Source organism: Butyrivibrio proteoclasticus, assembly GCF_900115735.1.
Lineage (GTDB): Bacteria > Bacillota > Clostridia > Lachnospirales > Lachnospiraceae > Butyrivibrio > Butyrivibrio proteoclasticus_B.
The window spans coordinates 199360-219409 of record NZ_FOXO01000003.1; the positions used below are offsets into that span (position 1 = coordinate 199360).

General features: G+C 42.6%; 22 protein-coding genes. 2 read left to right on the plus strand and 20 right to left on the minus strand.

The window, feature by feature from the left end:
• Positions 1-14: 14 nt before the first annotated feature.
• The 7 genes from BM146_RS03365 to BM146_RS03395 all read right to left on the minus strand — a co-directional run bounded on the left by BM146_RS03365 (position 15) and on the right by BM146_RS03395 (position 6196).
• Positions 15-518, minus strand: coding sequence for a hypothetical protein (locus BM146_RS03365; protein ID WP_242949327.1), 504 nt, complete (start codon positions 516-518; stop codon positions 15-17).
• Positions 519-1760, minus strand: a complete 1242-nt coding sequence (locus BM146_RS03370; RefSeq protein WP_074884313.1) for a glycosyltransferase — start codon at positions 1758-1760, stop codon at positions 519-521. It abuts the gene before it with no gap.
• Positions 1757-2944: an alpha/beta hydrolase gene (locus tag BM146_RS03375; protein ID WP_074884317.1), complete on the minus strand. Its 1188-nt coding sequence runs from the start codon at positions 2942-2944 to the stop codon at positions 1757-1759. The genes BM146_RS03370 and BM146_RS03375 overlap by 4 nt, the downstream gene beginning before the upstream one ends.
• Positions 2908-3693 (minus strand): alpha/beta fold hydrolase, encoded by a 786-nt coding sequence (locus BM146_RS03380; RefSeq protein WP_074884319.1) that lies wholly within the window; start codon positions 3691-3693, stop codon positions 2908-2910. Before BM146_RS03380 ends, BM146_RS03375 begins: the two co-directional genes overlap by 37 nt.
• Before the next feature lie 79 nt (positions 3694-3772).
• Positions 3773-4696 carry a ketopantoate reductase family protein gene (locus tag BM146_RS03385; protein WP_074884321.1) on the minus strand — a complete coding sequence of 308 codons (924 nt, stop codon included), beginning with the start codon at positions 4694-4696 and terminating at the stop codon, positions 3773-3775.
• A 1-nt stretch (position 4697) separates the two neighbouring features.
• Positions 4698-5597, minus strand: a complete 900-nt coding sequence (locus BM146_RS03390) for a methyltransferase family protein (RefSeq protein WP_051211677.1) — start codon at positions 5595-5597, stop codon at positions 4698-4700.
• The gene (locus BM146_RS03395; protein ID WP_027217876.1) at positions 5591-6196 is read right to left on the minus strand and encodes an L-2-amino-thiazoline-4-carboxylic acid hydrolase; all 606 of its coding nucleotides are present in this window, start codon (positions 6194-6196) and stop codon (positions 5591-5593) included. The genes BM146_RS03390 and BM146_RS03395 overlap by 7 nt, the downstream gene beginning before the upstream one ends.
• Positions 6197-6526: 330 nt before the next feature.
• Between BM146_RS03395 and BM146_RS03400 the strand changes: the two genes are divergently transcribed.
• Positions 6527-8146: an IS1634 family transposase gene (locus BM146_RS03400; RefSeq protein ID WP_074884324.1), complete on the plus strand. Its 1620-nt coding sequence runs from the start codon at positions 6527-6529 to the stop codon at positions 8144-8146.
• Here the strand turns inward: BM146_RS03400 and BM146_RS03405 are convergent.
• From BM146_RS03405 to BM146_RS03425, 5 genes are all read right to left on the minus strand, one after another.
• A complete protein-coding gene (locus tag BM146_RS03405) occupies positions 8143-8706 on the minus strand; it encodes a class I SAM-dependent methyltransferase (protein ID WP_074884327.1) in 564 nt (187 codons plus the stop codon). The two genes, BM146_RS03400 and BM146_RS03405, sit on opposite strands and share 4 nt — an antisense overlap.
• 3 nt (positions 8707-8709) lie before the next feature.
• On the minus strand, positions 8710-9474 hold the full coding sequence (locus tag BM146_RS03410; protein ID WP_022766179.1) for a class I SAM-dependent methyltransferase: 765 nt from the start codon (positions 9472-9474) through the stop codon (positions 8710-8712).
• Complete coding sequence (locus tag BM146_RS03415) at positions 9464-9736, minus strand: Fur family transcriptional regulator (protein WP_242949328.1); 273 nt, start codon at positions 9734-9736, stop codon at positions 9464-9466. The genes BM146_RS03410 and BM146_RS03415 overlap by 11 nt, the downstream gene beginning before the upstream one ends.
• A gap of 292 nt (positions 9737-10028) precedes the next feature.
• Positions 10029-10400, minus strand: a complete 372-nt coding sequence (locus tag BM146_RS03420; protein ID WP_074884330.1) for a hypothetical protein — start codon at positions 10398-10400, stop codon at positions 10029-10031.
• A gap of 60 nt (positions 10401-10460) precedes the next feature.
• Complete coding sequence (locus BM146_RS03425; RefSeq protein ID WP_074884332.1) at positions 10461-11507, minus strand: DMT family transporter; 1047 nt, start codon at positions 11505-11507, stop codon at positions 10461-10463.
• Between the two features lie 544 nt (positions 11508-12051).
• On the opposite strand from BM146_RS03425, the gene BM146_RS03430 reads away from it, so the two are divergent.
• A complete protein-coding gene (locus BM146_RS03430; protein ID WP_074884336.1) occupies positions 12052-13008 on the plus strand; it encodes a succinylglutamate desuccinylase/aspartoacylase family protein in 957 nt (318 codons plus the stop codon).
• A gap of 18 nt (positions 13009-13026) precedes the next feature.
• Here the strand turns inward: BM146_RS03430 and BM146_RS03435 are convergent, their stop codons facing one another.
• From BM146_RS03435 to BM146_RS19320, 8 genes are all read right to left on the minus strand, one after another.
• A complete protein-coding gene (locus BM146_RS03435) occupies positions 13027-13779 on the minus strand; it encodes a DUF4198 domain-containing protein (RefSeq protein ID WP_083413381.1) in 753 nt (250 codons plus the stop codon).
• Between the two features lie 8 nt (positions 13780-13787).
• On the minus strand, positions 13788-14549 hold the full coding sequence (locus BM146_RS03440) for a class I SAM-dependent methyltransferase (RefSeq protein WP_074884342.1): 762 nt from the start codon (positions 14547-14549) through the stop codon (positions 13788-13790).
• Positions 14550-14587: 38 nt separating this feature from the next.
• Entirely contained in the window at positions 14588-15328 is a 741-nt protein-coding gene (locus BM146_RS03445) for an ABC transporter ATP-binding protein (protein WP_074884345.1), read from the minus strand.
• A 1-nt stretch (position 15329) separates the two neighbouring features.
• Entirely contained in the window at positions 15330-16052 is a 723-nt protein-coding gene (locus tag BM146_RS03450) for an ATP-binding cassette domain-containing protein (protein WP_026519960.1), read from the minus strand.
• 2 nt (positions 16053-16054) lie between these two features.
• Positions 16055-16873 carry an ABC transporter permease gene (locus BM146_RS03455; protein WP_022779912.1) on the minus strand — a complete coding sequence of 273 codons (819 nt, stop codon included), beginning with the start codon at positions 16871-16873 and terminating at the stop codon, positions 16055-16057.
• The gene (locus BM146_RS03460; protein WP_074884348.1) at positions 16873-17796 is read right to left on the minus strand and encodes an ABC transporter permease; all 924 of its coding nucleotides are present in this window, start codon (positions 17794-17796) and stop codon (positions 16873-16875) included. Before BM146_RS03460 ends, BM146_RS03455 begins: the two co-directional genes overlap by 1 nt.
• Positions 17789-19387 (minus strand): ABC transporter substrate-binding protein, encoded by a 1599-nt coding sequence (locus BM146_RS03465; protein ID WP_074884351.1) that lies wholly within the window; start codon positions 19385-19387, stop codon positions 17789-17791. The genes BM146_RS03460 and BM146_RS03465 overlap by 8 nt, the downstream gene beginning before the upstream one ends.
• Before the next feature lie 435 nt (positions 19388-19822).
• A partial coding sequence (locus BM146_RS19320; protein ID WP_177201575.1) for a hypothetical protein occupies positions 19823-20050 on the minus strand: 228 nt, incomplete at its 5' end.

Genomic DNA, 20050 nt, shown 5'->3' on the forward strand with positions numbered 1-20050 from the left:
CTCCTCCACGTTTCTTAAAACAATGTACATATCCAGGCCACAATAGCTGACGCTGCCGGGAAAATCACAAGAAGTTTCAGCAGCTGGCTCTTGATGTTATATCCATACTTCCTATTTCTATATACATTTTCCACCTCTGGATAATAAAACTGAAAGAAACGGAATTTCATGAGAAGGAAGTAATCAAAACAGACCATATCGTAAATCTTGTATACGGTGAATATGAAAACAAATCTGAAGAAGAACTGCCCAAACGTGAACCCACTCCTGAAGCCATCCCAGATTGAAATCACTCCAACACCAAGTATCATCAGAAGGCTGAATATCATAAGTGTCCATCCAATTATCCTCGCCCCATAGAAAAGTTCCTTGTCTCTATGACGAAGCACCGCCTGTGCTTCCTTTGGCGCTGAAGAAAAGAACTTTTCATTCTGTATAAATGCCACCGCAGAAAACATCATCAGCGTTATCGCAGCACAGAAAACAATTGTAAGAAAAACAGTTAAAAGCATACTCATTTACCCCTCTGAAACATAGTCCTCTATTGCTTTAACAGCCTCTTCTATGCCATTTTCTTTCATTATCAGCTCAGAAATTGTCTGCGCCGTAACATCGTAATTTCCACTGACCAAGTCTCTAAGAGAATCTGCGATTTCTGTGGCTGTACATAACTTCTTTCTGATGTATAAAGGTTTTGGTCCACATCCAAGCTTGTGATCCACCCTGCCATAGAAATGCTGATCAAGCGCCAGTGCTATCACCAGTGTTGGAAGCCCTGCCCTAAGTCCCAGACCGTTTGTTGTATTTCCACCATGATGCACTACTGCTCTCACCTTTCCGAAGATATAAGCATATGGGACGTTATCTATAAAAAACAGCTTGTCAGTATTTATCTTGTCTTTTTTCGGTATCTGGTATGCCTGCACGACAGCACGAATTCCGGTCTTTTTTAAAGCATCTAATGTCAGCAGCTGTAGTCTCGCAAGTTCAGGTGACTCTGCCTTTCCAAAAGCTACAAATATCGGTTTCTCACCCACTGCCAAAAAGGCCGTAAGTTCCTCAGGCTCTTCATAATCTTTTATACTCGCTTCCGGATGATACCAGTACCCTGTCACATGTATGTGGTCTCCCCATGCAGGATCCGGTGGCATAAGCAGAGGACTTGTAGGATAAAAAGTAAGTACTTTTCTTCCATTAAGTTCTGTATATCTGCTGCTTTTCTTCCACTTTGGAAGACCTACACTTTTTCTCCATTTATTTAGGGCGACAATTGTCATGAGGCTCATCCCATCCGATAGTCCATCATAGCTTTTAAGCACTTTGTCCGAATTAAAATCATCAGTATAAAGCGAGTATTGTCTGGTCGGATCCATCGGACTGTAAAAATATCTTGCACATTTGATTCCAAGATACTCAGCCGCATGTCTTGCAAAAGCTGAGCACGTACCATACATTACAAGGTCAGAGCCTTTTATAGCATCAATGGTCTGCTCCATAAATCTCGGATTTTCCTTCTTAAGCTTAAATAGCCCATTAACAAAATCAAGGCTAGTCTTATAGTCTGTAACCATATATTTCATGACATGATCTGCATCCGTATCAAGCCTTAAGAAGGTCACGCCTTTACTTTCTATGAGCGGACGGAAAGCCTCCGATGTCAGTATCCGGAACTCATGTCCCCTTTTTGTCATTTCCTCGCCAAGCTCTGCCAGAGGATTTACATCCCCCCTGGTTCCCACTGCGACAGCTGTAACAATCATTCCTTACTCCCAATACGTGTAATCCAACTAAGTATTTCATCTATAGCCAATTTCCCATTACCCACATTACAATGATTTTCCGCTTCTTCCTTGTCAGTAAACAGGCGAAATGTAAGGCTTCTGACATTCCTTAGCATGTTGATCTCTTTTCCGATAAGGTGGTAATCAATGAAATGGTCTCCACTGGCCCCAAGAATCAGCATATCCTGCGTAATCTGATCTGCGACGGGTGCAATGTCATATAGCTTCAGCTTCTTGGCATAACTATATGCATCCTTTGCCTCATAGGCATAGCATCCATGCTTGATTCCCCAGTCGATTATGGGAGATTTCTTAGCTTTTTTGCCAAATACCAGATTAAGAAGTGGACGGGCATGTAGCTTCATGAGGATATGAAATGCTCTCTGCGTACCTTGTGGTTGCATACTCACAAGAATATCCTGAAAGCATGGGAATATGGACCAAGCAACCACTTTAGTTATGCGTTTGTCAAAAGCCGCTGCTCTTGGGGCAAGATAACCTCCGAGAGATATGCCTATGATAGTCACATCAGAAAGCTTGAAATAATCCAGGATTACCTTAACAGGTTTCTCCCATTCATGGGTGAAATGCATTCCCTGAACGCGCATTACGCCACCCTGCCCGGGGCCTTCAAACATGTAGACTTCAAAGCCCTGTTCCTGCATATATAGGACAGTGAAAAGAAATTCCTCAAAATAGCTGTCATTGCCACCATGGATAAGTATAGTCCCCTTGCTCTCACCATAAGGCACCACATGCATCACAGGGAGTTTCACATTCTCATAGGGGACATCATATCTTTCAATCCTTGGATTTTCTCCCTCAAAGAAATCTGCATAGTACTCGTAAAAGAGCTTGGTTGCCTTCTCATAGTACTTTCTCTTATCAGGATCACCGTCATACATGAAGAACTCGCTCATTCGATAATAGGCAATGGCATTATCTGTCCTGCCCTCTTTCATGGCTTCGTCGCCGAGCAAGATAAGTTCTCTTTTCCAATCGTCACTGTTGTGGATCTTGCCGGAGACTTTTTCGACATCTTCAAGTCTACCGCCATCCCAGTTGATAACTCTATTCAGCTGATAATTAAAATTTGCCTCGCCGTTGAGTTTATAGACTCCTTTTTTCAAAATGACGGGCTTTGTAACATCGTACTTTTCCATATAGTGCTTTCAATCCCCCTCACAAACTTTTCCGGATTAAACGGAGCAAGACCCCCGTGCCCTACATCCTTTATTTTTCTGAAAACCGTCCGTGGAAAGTAATTTTTGATATATGACACATCCCACTTTCGGTCTTTGACTTCCTTTTCTGCAACCCAGTACTCTATATACCTGCAGTCAATATGGACATTCTCAGGCATGGAATAATTGTTACATGATTCAAATGTTCTCCAGATTGTTCTTGCACTGATCATTTTAAGAACCTTTGCCGCGTATTGCGCATCTTCCTCTGACAGTTCATCAGTTGAAAAAGCTTTTTCCAACAGCTTTGTTCCACCAAGTTTTCCTGTGTATATCAACAAAAAATCCTTTATTGCTATCAATCTTGTAACGATCCAAGGAAGCTGATATGGAGTAATACCACCATCGATTACTGCACTCTGTATTGTCACTTTGTTGCCTGCAAGCATCCTGACTACAATGCTTCCACCCATGGAGCAGCCGTAAAGACACGTCACATTGCTCAGCCCGTTCAGGTTCAGCCATTCTTCCAGTTCTGCTGAGATCTCTTCAACACTTGTGAAATCGCTCTTGTTGTCAGGGTCATACCCCGGAAGTGCAGGAATTATCAGATGGTATTTCTTTTCCAAAAGCGGAATCACATACTCGAAGTAATCCCACATAACCACGGACGGATGTAGCAACACTATGACCTTATCATTATCTTTTCCAAATTCGTGTATAGTCATATATCAACAACCTTAGCCTTTTTCGTCATAATCAATAGTCCAGCAAGCATCCATGGATTTCCCCGTCCGGCCTCCATATTTACACCAGATATCCGTTAGTATCCCTCTCAAGGTCTGTCCACTGCTTTGGAATATCGCCGTATTGCCCGATGTATGCCTTGAAATCCCTGTTGAGCGCACTCATCTCATCGACTGCATTCATCGCATGGTCTGAAGTGCAGAGTTTTCCAAGCTTCGTTGCGAAAATGAATTGATAGAACGGAAGGTATTTCTTTTTGAACTTTGGATTCCTAAAATCTTTGTCGGAATCAGGCATGATTTCATGCCCATTGTCTTCCAGTACTGTATAAGCCGCAATAGTTGCATCCATGATCCTGTTGACATAGACTTTGTCGCGCCTAAGCTTTTTTATATCACCATTTGCATAATAACAGGCAAAAGCTATTGGTATTACTGATGCTGCATGGCATATGAGCCAGTCTGTCATATTTGATTCATAGACTACTTTGAAGTTTGTTCCGGAGAATACATTTCTTATAAAATTCTCCTGCGAGGAAGTCCCCTTAGTATTTCCAACTGTTATCTTATTCAGTGACACTGATCTGATATAGTCTTTTCCCCTATGCCCTGCAGACATTGCAAATGCAAACAGCACAGTTTTTTCTGATAGTGCGGATGTAAGTTCGTCTGTCTTAAGATTGTTGCCGACAAATACAATGTTCCTGGAAGCATTATCTTTAAGAGGTTGAACAACACTATCTATCTGGGTATATCTGACCACCACGAATATAACGTCGTATCTATCATCCGATCTCAACCCATTAATCACAGGTATCTTCATATTGGTCTTTCTGCCGAAATAATGATGAATACTAAGCCCATTTCTTTTTATCTCTTCATACCACTTTCCACGGGCAAGAAGTGTGACATCTTTTCCCTGTCTGTACAGACTGCTTGCCAGATTTCCACCCAACACTCCTGCTCCATAAACGAGTATTCTCATCTTATTTTTCCCTCTTAAACGTTATGAGTATGAGCCCGGCAAACAGGGCACACAGCACTGCTCCTGTCAGCATCCACAGCGGCAATCCCCGGTCAGTCTTTGAAATAATTCCATATATTGAAACAGGGATTCCAATCAGCCCGCCCAGAGTTAAGGCTCCAAAGCCCCTGTGCAGCCTTGTCGCTGTAAGGATGCGGTTAAGCCCTGCCGCCCTCTCACTAATTAGTTCCAACACGCCAATCATCATGAAAATTGCTACTATGACAGAAAGTACGGCATACATATTCGCCTCTTGCCTCAAACATTTCACTGTACAAACGATCCATATTATCCAGCCTGCATTCCCCGGCAAATCATATATCATCCACTTAGCTGCGGATATCTCCGTTCTAAATATCCCAATGCCAGGTTTCCACGGAATGCATCTGTTTACGTTTTTCTTATACTCAGCGTACTCCTCACCATATAAATCCAAAAGCCACTTCTCTTCCGTTTTTATAAGTGCAACTGTCATAATAATCCAGTCAACAATCGGAAAAAGTAGCAGCCATGCATTATGCCACATAAGGGTAATCCCAGATAGCGCAAACCACCAGCCGCTGTACATCGGGTTCCGTACCCATGAATAAATGCCATTGGTCTGAAGCCTGTTCTCTGTTATAGAATCATCCATATCTGACCGGACAGCTCCTATATACCAGACTCCGATTCCCATTATTATGAGTAATGTACCAACCACTCGGAAAATAAATATCCATGGCTTATACAGGATTCCTATCTTAAGCACATAGCCAAACAAGATAATTCCTATTACATTGACCATAGCAATTCCATAAACAATATATGGCCCGACTCCAAAGAGAGGGAGTTTCTGCCCTTCCTTCATGTAGTTCTTTAACATTTTCTGATCACCTCATCTTGACATGCAGGCCCATCTGATAAATCCGAATGTCTGATAAACTCTACATGCCGTGTAAGTCCCGAATAGGCTCTTGTATCTGTATTACAGAATATTTTACAAAGCGGTCTTATCCCATAGCTTTCAAACATTTCGACATACATACACTTTGAAATTCTATATTCTACCTTGTCTCTGGTGACATTGAAATAGTCATAGGTTATGCTGCCATCAGTCATTCGTTTTTCATGGTCGCCGATATTCCACTTTCTGGCAATATCAAAACTGTTCGGAAGTGCGTTGATTATTGCAATTATCACATTGAAAAATGTCCTTCTTGCTTCAAAACCAGCGTTTATATAATCCATGATATCTGTGTCAGAAAAGCCAAATTGCTTTAGTTCCAGACACATTGCAATTACCGCATATACATGAAGCGTACTTGTTGATGGATAAACATTGTGTTTCCTGAAATCATCAGAGGCATACATCTTAGAAAGTCGGGCAGCGTATGCTTCAACTCTGTCATCGACATTATTAAGTCCAGTTTTTTCAATGGCCTTTCGATATATCTTTTTATAGACTTTTATCTTTCTGTCCATCCCTTATCCTCCAACTTTACTGAGGATTCGCTATCTTATCAGGTACGATCCAGTAATCACAGATAAGTTCCTTTATACTTCATCATAACCGCGCCATCTACTCCTTATTTCTTTGCAATGACTGTAATCCACGGTTTACTCTCATGATGATCTGACTTAACCTTTGAAAAACCCGCTTCTTTCAGCCTGGATTCTCGGAAACGTGACGATGAAAACCTCGTCACAATTTCCCAAAAGCCGCTAAAATACTGAATTTATTGCTGTTTTACACTTGATTTTTGTCTCGTCATGTTTTATAATGATTATAAGAAAACGTGACGAGGTGTGATAATGGCAATTGTTACTCAAACTGACAAAAGATCAGGCATTACCTACGCTTACGAGACAACCTACTATTGGGACAAGGAAAAACAGCAGTCTCGTTCTAAGAGAGTATGTATCGGAAAGGTTGATCCTGTTTCGGGAGAGATTATCCCTACCCGTGGCCGTGCCAAGAAAGGGGAGGCAAAGCCCTCCAAATCCTTGCCTGTCAAGACTGGACCCAAGCCATTCACGGAGACAAAACGTCTCTATTTTGGAGCCACATACCTTCTTGAAAAGTTGTCTGATCAGATCGGGCTAACAGCTGATCTTAAGACATGTTTCCCGGACATGTACAAAAAGCTTTTGTCAGTAGCTTTCTACCTGATACTCGAGGATAACAACCCTCTGTACAGGTTTGAAAAATGGAATCTTACCCATAAGCATCCTTATGGACAAGATATAGCTTCGCCCAGAAGCAGTGAAATGTTTGCTTCCATCTCTGATGACCAGGTGGCCAGGTTCCTGAAACTCCAGGCCAGACGTAGAGTTGAAGATGAGTACTGGGCTTATGACAGCACAAGTATCTCAAGCTATTCCGAGACCCTCAACCAGGTACAGTGGGGCAAGAACAAGGAAGATGACAAGCTTCCCCAGATCAATCTCCTTCTTGTATTTGGAGAAAAGTCAGGTCTTCCGTTCTATTACCGCAAGCTTGCCGGAAATATCCCGGACTCCAAGACGGTAAAGCATCTGTTAGAAGATCTGGATATTCTGGGCTTTGGCAAGACCAAGTTTGTTATGGACAGAGGATTTTACTCTGAAGACAACATAAATGGTCTTTACAAGGAACATGTTAAGTTCCTCGTAGGAGTTAAGCTCTCCCTCAAGCTCATCAAGAGCAATCTTGATGATGTATATGATGACATCCGTATGTTTAACAACTTCGATGAGGGCCTTAATACTTATGGCCTTACAGTCAGTGCTGAATGGAACTACACACAGGACAGGCCATATATCGGCGATACTCTCGAAGAGAAACGCAGGATTTACATCCACTATTTCTACAGCATCGAAAGAGGTGCTGACGAGGAACAGGCTTTTGACAAACGTATTGCCACTCTCTGTAATGAGCTGCTTGAAAACAAAGAGGTTGAGGAACACAGGAAAGCTTATGCCAGGTTTTTTGAAGTAAAGGACACACCTGCTCGTGGCAGGCAGGTCTATTACAAAGAGGACGAGATCAAAGCAGCACGTAGGTATATAGGATACTTTGCCCTTATCACCAATGAGAAGATGGACGCTTTTACAGCACTCCATCTCTATAGGATGAAGGATATCGTTGAGAAAGGCTTTTGTAACATCAAAGAGAAACTCAACATGAGGCGGCTTCTTTCCAAGTCAGAGAAGAACCTCGATGGCAAAATATTCAACGAATTTATAGCATTAATTCTGATTTCCTGTCTTGATCACAAGATGAAAGAAACAGATTTATATAAAAGTTACACGATGCAGCAACTGCTTGATAAGCTCGATGTGCTTGAGTGCTATGAAGATGAAAACCGCGCGCTCAGGATTGGTGAGATGTTGAACAAGCAGGCTGAGATTTACGAGACTCTCGGAATCGAGTTACCAACCTCGTCATGTTAATCCGAGAATCCAGGTTTCAGAGCCCCTTCGATTTCTTCTACTGTATGACACTTCATGCCATCAATGATGCTCTCAAACTGGAGACTCGCCTTATCAGTTCCATCAGACTCATTTACAATCATGAAGATTCCACCAGGCTTAAGTGCCTTGTTTACCTCTGAAAAGCATTTCTCAAGTCCCGGCCAGAAATAAATGGTCTCAAAAGCTGTTGCAAGATCATACTGCTCATTCATGTTCAGATTAGAAACGTCGCCCTGCTGAACCTTGCAGCGTCCCTTCTGTATCATGCCTGTGTTGTAAGCTGCTGCTTTTGCAACCGAAACATCTGAATAATCAATCGCCGTAACCTTAGAAGATGGATACTTCCGTAGCAACTCATGTGCATTTCTTCCACCACCGCATCCAACTTCAAGAATTTCTTCCGGTGCAATAGTTTTTAAATGTGCCATTCCCCAGTCGGCCATCTTCGCGTGCCCACTGTTCATGCCATTGACCATCATCTGTCCCAGGAAACCTTCCGGCTTTCTTGTCTGACTTACAAAGTTTTTAAAAAGTCCCATAAATCATTTCCTCCCCATAAGAAGCGCAGAACCTGTAAGAGCCATCCAGGTGGACTCCCACTTGCTCATGAACATACCGTTAGTAGTATCAACAAGTTTTACTTCTTCGTATCCCATATTTTTAAGCTTTTCTACAAAGCTTTCCATATCTCCATATTTTGCCTTGGACATAATATCGTGAATAGCAAATGTTCCGCCCTTCTTAAGGGTCCTTAGTGTTTCAAGAAGAATCGCCTGTCTGTCCTTACTTGGTATGTTGTGATACACATAGTTACTTGTAACTGCATCAAAAGTCTCATCTGCAAAATCAAGCTTACAGGCATCGCCCTGCTGAAAAGATGTGTTATTTACACCTTCAGCAACAGAATTACTTTCGCAGAGACTCTTGCTGAATGAAGCATACTCTTTACCCCATCTGTCTATACCAATTATCTGAGCGCCTGGATTTTTCTTTGCACAGGCAATACTTAGAGCCCCGCTTCCACATCCAACATCGAGGCATTTACCGCCATCCGGGATTTTTACATAGGATGAAACACCTTCTATTATCTGCTTAGACATCTGACGTGTTCCGTTATAGGAAAATGCCCTGTACATCAGGTACATCCACAAAGATATCAAGGCAAACAACACAGTTAAAATCAGCAATACCTTTCCCACTATTGAAGCCATACCTACAATTACTGCAACAAAGAATATCGCTGCAGTAATTCCAATCGTCCCAAGTACCATCCCTTTCGGCATCCAATTCTTGTAATCAGCCTTCATCGCCATTCCTCCTATGTTTGATCATATCTATCCTCTCAATTACTCCGATATCTTCCAGCACATTTATCATGCGGTATACCGTAGCTACTCCCACAGAAGAATCTTTGCCTCGTACAATACAGCAGATATCCTTGCAGCTGGCTCCGTCATTATCCGCAATGACATCTGCAACTATCATTCTCTGTCTGGTTATTCTCATACCGCTCTCTTTTAAAGCCTCAACAATCTGCTCATTATTCATCATGCCATCACTTCCAGCCAAACATTATTTCGTTAGTCTCAACTAACCCATTCTCAAAAGAAAATCCCGCACTAACCGGGTGTTTTTAATAGATATTTAATATCATGAAAATAATTATCAGTTATCTCAAATGTTAGCATAAGCTAACTCCATTTTCAATAGTACTTCAGTATTTTTTCTGTCTCATCTCCTATCCTTATTCAGCAGGATCTATTGCCCTATTCATCAAGGAACTTCAATATTAGCTTAATGCTGTCCTGTCTGGCCTCCTCGCACTCTTTAGGATATTTTTTCTCAGCCGGAAGCATATGATTCAGAGCCCATTTGGCATAACCGGACATTTCATCAAGCCCGTCAGTAAGTGCATGGCTTGCTTTATCATATATACGCCATTCAACTCGATATTGATAATCTTCATCTCTGAGTACTTTTCTTTTAAGTACCTGATAGCATTTTCAACGTATTCAATGGTTACACTTACCAGATCAGGAGATGTCTGCTTTGTCTTGAAAAGTGCAAGCGACATAGCTGGAATGCCGTTCTTATGGTAGAACTCTGCCTCATGTTTAGCCATATTCATTCCACCATTTGAACCGGACATAACTATTATTACTTTGTCCTTGCTTCCGTTGCCCGGAAACAGGATTCCTTCAAACCCATCTTCTTTCATCAAGGTATGTATCATAAAACGCTCCATCTTAATACTTGATAATCAGTTCTACTCTATAATATATTCGGATTTATCTTACAATGCTCCCCTATGTCCCAGGGCGGTTTCCAACTCCTCTACACTGTGTGTATGCCCATGTTTTCCCTCCTTGATCACATGGGTGTGATCATGGGAATGCTCGATAGCATGCGTATGTGTAGATCCGTCATGCGTATGCGTTATCAGATGTGTGTGAGCATGTTTATGGCTATGTATCAATGTATCCCTGACAATAAGTACAGTCCCTGTAATCATTATTATCAGCGCAATTATAAACAACATCGTGAATCTTTCTTTCAGAAATACAGCTGACATTACCACCCCAATAAACGGTGCTACCGCATAATAAGCGCTTGTCTTTGCTGCTCCTAAAGTCTTCTGTGCTCTGATGTACGTGAATATACTGAGTCCATACGCAACAAAACCAAGAATCATAATTATTCCTATATATGAAAGCCTCGGGATGTTCTCTCCAAGTACCATAGCAACTATGAACGATCCTGTCCCCGATCCGATTCCTTTTATAGTCACTATTTCATAAGTGCTTTTCCCGGATATCTTTCTCGTACAGTTATTTTCAAGTCCCCAGCAAACAGTTGCCCCAAGAACAAACATCGATCCTAGTGAAAAGGAAAAGCTCCCCTCTCCTGAAAATGAAAGTATTATACTTGCCACTGTAATAAGAGATATTGCTCCCCACAGCCTTGCGGATACTTTCTCTCTGAAGAGTCCGAATGCAATCAACGTTGTTGCTACGATCTCAAAATTTCCAAGAAGTGATGCGTTGGCTGCTGTTCCCAGTTTTATGCCTATCATCAGCAGGATTGGCGCTATAATATCCAAAACAACCATTGCAAAAGTATATGGTATATCTTCTCTCCCAAGCCTTTCTTCTGTGGATTCTTTCTTTGCATGGAAAATATACATGATTCCGACTCCAAGACCTGCTCCCATATACAGAAATGCAGCCATAAACGTCGGTGGCACGTTATTAAGCAGTAATTTCGAACACGGTATGTTTATTGCATAAAACAATGCCGCTAATAATGCATATATAATCGCATTCAGTTTCTTATAGTCCAAAATGATTCATTCTCCTTTAACAGATAAAACTGAAAGTTATTCTATACTAAGATTCTTCTTGCTTTCTGATTACAGCGGTATCTTGAACCTCCCTAGGCAGCCACTCTGCATTCACATAGTCGAGTGGGATTACTAACTCCTGCATCTTGTCTTCTGAAACAGGCCTCTTTATATCATCCGGCAAATAATCAAGACCCACTTCACGCAGGCTTAGGATACTGTCATAGCTGCAACTTTGATTATAAGAGTTTTTCTTAAGCAATTCCAGAGTATGCGCTATTTCTTAATGACACGTATATCTGACACTGCCCTATGCCGCATTTTTACTACAACAGAAAACCGGAGCCAAAATTTTTAAATTTTGACACCGCATTCCTACAAAAAAAAACTCAGCACTTAGCAAGTATCCTGAGGCTGAGGTTCATTAGATGTGGTACTGATGTTTATGGTTTTTTGTGTACGCGGAAGCTATGTAACCCCCCAGGGGGCTTGAAAGTCCCGGTCCTAACATGATAACCTTGTCTCTGAAATGAGGGTTAAGACAATGGCGAAAATAAATATAGCCGGACACGAGCTTAGTTCCGGCAAGACGATAAAAGACCATATACATGTAGATGGAACTGAAATACACATTCCACATATCATTATCTGTGGCGAAAAGCCGGGCAAAACCGTACTAGTTACAGCAGGTATCCATAATGCGGAATATGTCGGCATTCAGGCAGCTATTGAGCTCTCTAATGAGATTTCTCCCAAAGACCTTTCAGGAAATCTTATCATCATCCCATTAGCCAACAGGTCAGGTTTTGAAAACAGAACCATGTCCCTTGTTTATGAGGATGGCAAGAATCTCAACAGAGTCTTCCCGGGAGACAAGGATGGTTCAGCCGCCGATCGACTGGCAAGCCTTCTGTTTGATGTTTTTATTAAAAACGCTGATGCTTACATTGACCTGCATAGCGGAGACGGATACGAGACTCTTATCCCCTACGCATACTACGTGGGAGCTTCTCCTGCCAGTGATATTGCAAAAAAGATGGTGGACTGCGTCAACGCCTCCTACTGCGTAAAGAGTACCTGCACCACCGAAGGCGCCTACAACACAGCCTCCATGGCCGGAATCCCCAGTGTTCTAATAGAGCGCGGTCAGCTTAGTCTCCTTCCAAAAGATGAGGTACAGGCAGACAAAGAAGATGTACTGAACATTTTGAAATTCCTTGGTCTTATTGAAGGAGAGTACAAGACATATCCCAAGACAGAACTCAGAGAATTCAGTGATGACGCCCCATTCACCGGCTGCTGGTATCCGGAGAAAAAGGTGGGAGATAAATTTTCAAAAGGTGATAAATTTGGTGAGATAAGGGATTACTTTGGAAGACCCCTTCACACAGCCATTGCCGATACTGACGGAGTTCTGATCCACCAGTGCTCATCTCTTAGCATAATCAAGAATGGTCCCATGGTGACCTACGGAGTAATACAAAAACAGGATGCATGTTAAACGCATCCTGTTTTTGTATTACCTTTTAACGTATGTGAATGTTGAAGCTATCTCTTTACTGTCATAGATTCCGGGAATTCCTTCCGCCAGCGGAGTTCTTGTAACGGCCATATACACACCCTTTTTCTCCACTGAGAAGAATATCCTGCCTTCCTCATCTGTGTTCAGGATTCTCTCAAAATACTCTTTTCCATCATAGAACACAACAACTACTGTGGATCCCCCAAGCGGGAATTTGTCGTGAATAAGCTTTAAATGAAGCACGTCGGTGTCTGCTTCCCAGGGATCGGGAACGAAGCTTACTCTGGATTCATGGATAAATTCGGGAGTCCCCTTCTTATCTCCAACAGTTATGTTTGTCACATATATCTGAGGATAGTTCTTGGCATCAAGAATATCAGGATATGTCCTTCTGTCGCCTTCATAATACACGTCTTTTTCATCTCTTACATAATTATTGTCATAAATACACATAAGGGTGTAAATGCCCTCAGAAGCAGGAGTAAAGCGAAGCTCGTAGTAGTCTCCCTGCTCATCGCCGGGGCCTTTGACCGGTGTTATTGCTATCCTGTTTCCTTTTTCATCTGTAGCAAAGGCTCTTATTTCATCAAGGCGAAAGAACCCGTCAGGTCTCATGTGATGTCCCCATCTCATTATTCCGCAGACTTCTTCCCCCGGCTCATATACACTCTTATCAGTGATTATCCAGGCTTCGTGACCATATACCATCATATCTGTAGTATCAATTCCTCTTCTCATCTCAAACTCCATTCATATTATTAGACTATTGCTTTCTGAGCCTTTACCAGAAACATCCTGTCAGGCATATAAAACTGGTCTTTCTCGCTATAGAGTCTATCTCCCGCCCCAAGATCAGTAACTATATTTTCATAACCGATCTTTTCAAGACAAGCCTTGTCCCACTCCGGTCTGTCCAAAGTGCTGATAGATAACATGTGGTAAATATCGTGGCACTCCTCTACCATGGCGTCGGTCACATTTTTGTGGGCAAGGTTCTGCATCTGATCATAGTGATGAAATCCCTTTGCATACTCCGCATCATACACAAGCAGCATTCCTCCCGGCTTTAACACTCTGTGCCACTCCATGTAGGCTTCCACCGGATGCGGAAGTGTCCATACAAGATTTCTATTTATCACCAGATCAAAAGAGCTATCGGCAAAATCCAGTTTCTCGGCGTCCATAACCATAAGGCGCGCCTTTGCTCCATGGCGTGAAAGCAGCTCTTTTCCCTTCTCTATCATCTCAGGCGTAAGATCCACGCCTGTCACCTCAAACCCGAAATCCGACAACACCATTTCAAAAAAACCGGCTCCGCATCCAACATCCAGAACAGACAGCTTATCATCAGCTGAAAAGTGTCTTAAAAACTCCGCCTGCCACAGCTGTTTTTTCCTGCTGTGTATTTCCTCGTGTTTGTGCTCACTAAAGCTCTCAGCTCTCTTTGACCAATAGGTCACCACTTTATCTTTGATATCTTCCGCTTCCTCTTCGAAAGGAATCTGCCTAAGCTTAGTCATATTACCACATATACCTCAAATATCTTTCTAAAAGTAAGTTACTCAATCAGGTTATCAAGTAATTCCCTGGTGTACCAATGCTGTGGATTTCCAAGAACTTTACCGGTCTCTCCCTCTTCCACACACTCGCCGTTTTTCATTACCATTATCCTGTCGCACAGCATGCTCACCAGAGCAATGTCATGGGAGACAAATATGATCGACACCCCTTCTTTTTTCCTCAGCTGCTGCAAAAGAGCTACTACCTGGGCCTGAGTTGTAACATCCAGCGCACTTGTTGCCTCGTCGCACAAAAGAATCCCGGCATCAGAACACAGCGCCCTTGCAATTGACATTCGCTGGCACTGTCCTCCGGACATGCTTCCTGCCTTTTTCTCCAAAAGGCTCTCATCAAGCCCAACGGCCTCAAGGATTCGTGACAGTTTTTCATGACCACAGCCCTTTGCAGCTTCCACAACGGCTTTTTTCATCTTCATTCTTGGGTCAAAAGACATCTGGGCATCCTGAAATATCATCTGCAGAAAAGTTCCGGCAAAGGCCGGCGACTTACCTGTATACTCTGTTCCCTTATAATAAAGATTTCCACTATCAGGCTTTTCCAGGCAGGTGACGAGACGAAGAAGGGTGCTCTTTCCGCTTCCGCTCTCGCCTACGATTCCAAGAATCTCTCCATTTTTCAGGAAGAAACTCACATCCTTTAAAACCTGTAATTTTTTGCCTTTATCAACGTAGCTTTTATTTAGATTTTTTCCTTCTAAATTTATATCTGAATCCGGCATATCAGCTCACCTTCAGTCTTGGTACGGCTTTCAAGAGATTCTTTGTGTACTCGTTTTGTGGATTCTCCAGGATTTCTTTTGCAGGGCCATACTCAAGCATCCTGCCACTTTTCATGATTCCAATGTAATCAGCCATTTTAGATGCAATACCCAAATGGTGGGTAACCATCAAAATAGTAGTACCCTTTAGTTTGTTGATCTCAAGAAGCTGCTCCACAACCATCCCTGCAGTTTTAACATCCAGGGCGCTTGTAACTTCATCGCATAATAAAATCCCCGGCTCCAAGAGCATTGTTGTGGCAATGGCCATACGCTGGTTCATGCCTCCTGACAGCTCATAAGGCCTTGATGCAAGCGCTCTTTTAGCATCATTAAGTCCCAGGATTTGGAGTGTCTTCTCAACTTCATCTATTTTAAAATCGATGTTATTACTTTTTAGCGCCTCCATTATCTGTGCCTTGTAAGTCCTTATGGGATTAAAAGATCCGCCGGGATTCTGAGGCACAATGCCAAGTAAAATGTCTTTTGGAGTCTCTATACTTCCGCATGTTTTAGTCACGCCTCCAAAGCCATGAATAGCCTTAAGAAGCGTAGATTTACCGCTTCCGCTCTCGCCGACGATACAGACTCTTTTACCTGCTTCCACTTCAAAAGAGATATCATTTATAACACTCTCATCGCCATAGCCGGCAGAGAGATTGTTTATCCTAAGTATTGTATCCATGCTTAATCCTCATCTCTATATTCCATTACGCAGTCCCCAAGATAGTTAAATACTATGATGGTGACTATGGTAGCAATTGCCGGATACAGCACAGCCCAAGGTGCTATTTGTATATATGCCCTGGACTCATTGATCATTGACCCCCACTCAGCAGTGGGTGGCACAACTCCAAGCCCCAAAAAAGACAGGCCCGAGATACCTATCATGGTGGTTCCTATCTGTGTAAGGGCATTTGTAAGAAGTGGTGCTATTATATTGGGAAGTATGTGGGCCATCATTATAGCCGGCCCACTCTTTCCCGCCAATTTCGCAGCCTGCACGTAGGGGCAATTCTTTATGGCAAATGTATGACTCCGTGCAAGTCTGGCAAAACCGGTCCACATAGTTATTCCCAGCGCAATCATGGCACTTGAAAGTCCTCCTCCAAGAATGCCCGCAACCGCGATGGCTACTACCATCTGAGGAAATGCCAGCATAATATCGGCAATCCTCATCATTATTTCATCCAATATTCCGCCATAATATCCGCTAAGAATTCCAATAATGCTTCCCAGGATAAAAGAAATCGCAACCAGTATAAATGTAGCTGCTATAGTTGTCCTTGCTCCGTATAAAACTCTTGAAAACACGCATCTTCCCAGGTTATCTGTTCCAAACAGAAATTCCCCGGACGGAGCTGACCTTATGGCTGATGCGCTTGTTGCATATGGATCATTAGGTGCAATAACACTTGCGAAAAGAGCTATAAGCACCAAAAGCAGTGCAACACCTGCAGATATTATTACTTTTATTCTGTTAATCTTTTTCCGTTTATGGTTCATTAAAAAGACCTCGGATCCAAGAGCCTGTAGGTAATATCAACTATCAGATTTATAACAACATAGATTGTTCCCATAATAAGCACAAAGCCCATGATCACAGGGTAGTCCCTGGCTGTTATGGAATCCATCACAAGTTTGCCGATACCCGGCCATCTGAAAATATTCTCAATAACAACGCTGCCTCCCATCAGGGTTCCGATCTGAAGGCCGATTATTGTAAGTATGTGTCCAAGGCTGTTTCTAAGGACATTGTTGATAAGAATAAATCTGCCCTTTACCTTTCTGGACCTCATTCCCACAACATACTCTTCCCCAAGCTGATCTAAGAGTTCGCTCCTAATCTGTCTTGTAAACCTTCCTGCCATGGGTATTGCCAGAGAAAGCGCAGGGAGCATAAGTCCTTTGATGCTTCCATCTGCAATTACAGGAAAGATCTTGATATGTATGCAAAACAGATACATCAAAAGTACTGATATCAGGAAATTCGGAAGAGAATTACCTATAAATGAAAAGAGCCTGACGATATGGTCTACCAATTTCCCCTTTTTGACCGCTGACCATATTCCCAGTGGAAAAGAGATTATAAGCGCCAAAAGCAGACTGGTTAAAGCCAGTCCACATGTGTTCTTAAGCCCTTTTATCAGTTTTGGCGCTACGGGAAGATCATCCTTAAAGGAAACACCAAAATCTCCTCTGAGAACATTCGAAAGCCACTCAGCGTACCTAACGATAAAGGGGCGGAGGAGGCCAAGCCTCTCCCGCTCCGCTTGCAGTATTTCTTTTGTGACCACCACACCCTGGGAGGTGAGTCTCTTTTCCGCAGGGTCACCGGGAGCCAGATACATTATGCCAAACACAAGAAAGCTCAGCACTAAAAGTATCAGGGCAAGTCCCAGGATCCTTTTAAGTATTTGTTTAGCCATTAATGTCAGTCTCTGCGTCTACTCCATAGAAATCGAAAGGAACATACTCTGCAAATCCGCTTACGCCCTTACGAAGAACTGTAGTGTTATTGAAAAGTCCAACATATCCAAATGCATTGTCATCTATAGCAATCTGAACAATCTTGTTGGCAAGCTCTGCTCTCTTTGCAGTATCTGTCTCAGTTCTGAGCTGCTCAATCATGCTCTGGCATTCAGCACTCTCAAATCCACCTACATTGTAGTAAGCTCCGTCTGCAAGAGTTGAGTCGATGAAATAAAGAGGATCACCTGACTTATCAGCGATCATGCAGTAAAGAGCAAGATCAAAGTCTGCGTTAGCAATGTAAGTAGCATCAGGATTTTCCTCAACTCTAAGTGTTGAATCAATACCAACAGCCTTAAGCTGCTCCTGGATCAGGATTGCAAGAGTATCAAGAGATCTTGCTGCATAGTATGCAATGCTGATGCTGAGCTTATTACCATCCTTCTCGTAGATGCCGTCAGCTCCAAGTGTGTAACCATCGGCCTCCAAAAGCTCTTTTGCCTTGGCTGTATCTACTGCAGGAACACTCACCTTGCCATAAGCAGCTGATGTTGAGAATGGTCCAACTGCTGCAGATACTGTACCTGAAAGGTACTCTGCGATCTTGTCCTTATCAACAGTGAGATTGATTGCTTCTCTCACAGAATCATCAAGTGTATTCTCATTGAGAATGTAGAACTGAAGACGTGCACCTGGAATTGAAACTACATCGTACAGATCAGGGCTCTGGTTATAAACCTCAAGAGCTGCTGATGAAACGCTGTTGTAGCAGTCGATCTCGCCGCTCTGCATAGCAAGGAGCTTGGGATCATCCTCCTGCATGTAGTAGAATACAGCGCCGTCGAGCTTAACATCGCCGCCCCAGTAGTTTTCGTTCTTTGCTACTGTTACGTCTCCCTCAGGGATAAACTCTGTAATAACAAATGGTCCTGTGCATACAGGTGCGTTGTCAAAATCTGTTGTTGCATCAAGATCGATCATTCCGCACTCAGGACTTGCAAGGTCGTTCTTAAGAGTAGGATAAACTTCCTTTGTATCGATAACGATTGTCTTGTCATCTGTAGCAGTCATTTCAAAATCGCCGAGATAAGCAAATCTGCTGTTCTCTGCAGCAAGACGCTGAAAGTTTCTAATTACCATATCAGCTGTAAGAGGTTTTCCGTTTGAGAACTGAACTCCATCATTAAGTGTAATAGTCCATGTGCTGCCATCTGCAACTGCGTCCTTAGCAAGGCATGGAACAGCACTCATGGTCTCGTCGAGCTTAAACAGTGCCTCTGAAACTCCATAAATTGATGTGTACCATCCATAGTATTCCTTGTGTACATCAAGACTTGGATAAGCAAAAGATGCTGCAGTGTGAAGAATCTTCTCACCTGTAGCTGCAGGCTTACTTTCGTCAGCTGTCTGATTCTCAGATGTTTCAGTAGTTGTCTGTGCGTCTGTTGTCTGAATCTCTGTTGACTGAGTCTCGGCACCTGAACCACAAGCAACCATTGATAATGCCATGGTTGCAGCAAGTAGTGCCGCTAAAAATTTACTTTTCATAATTTAGTATCCTCCACTGTGTTTATATTGACTCACACAAATGAAAGGATAACATTGTCAAATCCGCCCCACAAGCCCCCTGGGGGGTTCCTGACACACTTAACTTGGCACAATATTCAGCCAATAAATAGTTTTTTCCATCTTCATGGCCCGATATCAGCAAGATAAAGTCATATGCATAAAAATGGGAGCCCAAATATGAGGTTCGTTAGATATGGTACTGATTTTTAGAACTTATTGCGTGCTCTGAGTAGATTGATTTGGTATAAAATGAAGCAACATTAGTTTTGGTACTAATGCAATACAAAAATCCCTCTGCATGAACGCAGAGGGATTTCTTGCAATCTCTATATAATATCCATCGGCAAAATTGTGTCCTGCTTCGTGCCAAATTCTTTTTGTAATTTCATTGTAACATATGACGCAAGAGGATGTTCACACCTGAATATCAATCGATGGAGCCGAAGCCTGGGGCGCTGAGACATCCATCTCAATTCCCATTCCCATACCCTGAGGCATGCTCATGGATGTGGCAGGGGAAACACCGCTGCCGCCCATACCGGGCATGGAGACGTTCTTTCCAAGTTCATGCTTTATCATATCTTTGAGGTATTCCATATTGGCCTTCATGATGGCCTTATCTTCTGAAGCCCTGTGTTTGCG

What these genes read in the sequence shown, in the direction of transcription:
- BM146_RS03430 (WP_074884336.1), top strand. Translation starts at nt 12,052, where the DNA reads ATGGCGAAAATAAATATAGCCGGACACGAGCTTAGTTCCGGCAAGACG.
- BM146_RS03460 (WP_074884348.1), bottom strand. Translation starts at nt 17,796, where the DNA reads ATGGCTAAACAAATACTTAAAAGGATCCTGGGACTTGCCCTGATACTT.
- BM146_RS03450 (WP_026519960.1), bottom strand. Translation starts at nt 16,052, where the DNA reads ATGGATACAATACTTAGGATAAACAATCTCTCTGCCGGCTATGGCGAT.
- BM146_RS03365 (WP_242949327.1), bottom strand. Translation starts at nt 518, where the DNA reads ATGAGTATGCTTTTAACTGTTTTTCTTACAATTGTTTTCTGTGCTGCG.
- BM146_RS03410 (WP_022766179.1), bottom strand. Translation starts at nt 9,474, where the DNA reads ATGAAGGCTGATTACAAGAATTGGATGCCGAAAGGGATGGTACTTGGG.
- BM146_RS03375 (WP_074884317.1), bottom strand. Translation starts at nt 2,944, where the DNA reads ATGGAAAAGTACGATGTTACAAAGCCCGTCATTTTGAAAAAAGGAGTC.
- BM146_RS03420 (WP_074884330.1), bottom strand. Translation starts at nt 10,400, where the DNA reads ATGATACATACCTTGATGAAAGAAGATGGGTTTGAAGGAATCCTGTTT.
- BM146_RS03440 (WP_074884342.1), bottom strand. Translation starts at nt 14,549, where the DNA reads ATGACTAAGCTTAGGCAGATTCCTTTCGAAGAGGAAGCGGAAGATATC.
- BM146_RS03445 (WP_074884345.1), bottom strand. Translation starts at nt 15,328, where the DNA reads ATGCCGGATTCAGATATAAATTTAGAAGGAAAAAATCTAAATAAAAGC.
- BM146_RS03400 (WP_074884324.1), top strand. Translation starts at nt 6,527, where the DNA reads ATGGCAATTGTTACTCAAACTGACAAAAGATCAGGCATTACCTACGCT.
- BM146_RS03395 (WP_027217876.1), bottom strand. Translation starts at nt 6,196, where the DNA reads ATGGACAGAAAGATAAAAGTCTATAAAAAGATATATCGAAAGGCCATT.
- BM146_RS03370 (WP_074884313.1), bottom strand. Translation starts at nt 1,760, where the DNA reads ATGATTGTTACAGCTGTCGCAGTGGGAACCAGGGGGGATGTAAATCCT.
- BM146_RS03435 (WP_083413381.1), bottom strand. Translation starts at nt 13,779, where the DNA reads ATGGAGTTTGAGATGAGAAGAGGAATTGATACTACAGATATGATGGTA.
- BM146_RS03455 (WP_022779912.1), bottom strand. Translation starts at nt 16,873, where the DNA reads ATGAACCATAAACGGAAAAAGATTAACAGAATAAAAGTAATAATATCT.
- BM146_RS03380 (WP_074884319.1), bottom strand. Translation starts at nt 3,693, where the DNA reads ATGACTATACACGAATTTGGAAAAGATAATGATAAGGTCATAGTGTTG.
- BM146_RS03405 (WP_074884327.1), bottom strand. Translation starts at nt 8,706, where the DNA reads ATGGGACTTTTTAAAAACTTTGTAAGTCAGACAAGAAAGCCGGAAGGT.
- BM146_RS03390 (WP_051211677.1), bottom strand. Translation starts at nt 5,597, where the DNA reads ATGTTAAAGAACTACATGAAGGAAGGGCAGAAACTCCCTCTCTTTGGA.
- BM146_RS03385 (WP_074884321.1), bottom strand. Translation starts at nt 4,696, where the DNA reads ATGAGAATACTCGTTTATGGAGCAGGAGTGTTGGGTGGAAATCTGGCA.
- BM146_RS03465 (WP_074884351.1), bottom strand. Translation starts at nt 19,387, where the DNA reads ATGAAAAGTAAATTTTTAGCGGCACTACTTGCTGCAACCATGGCATTA.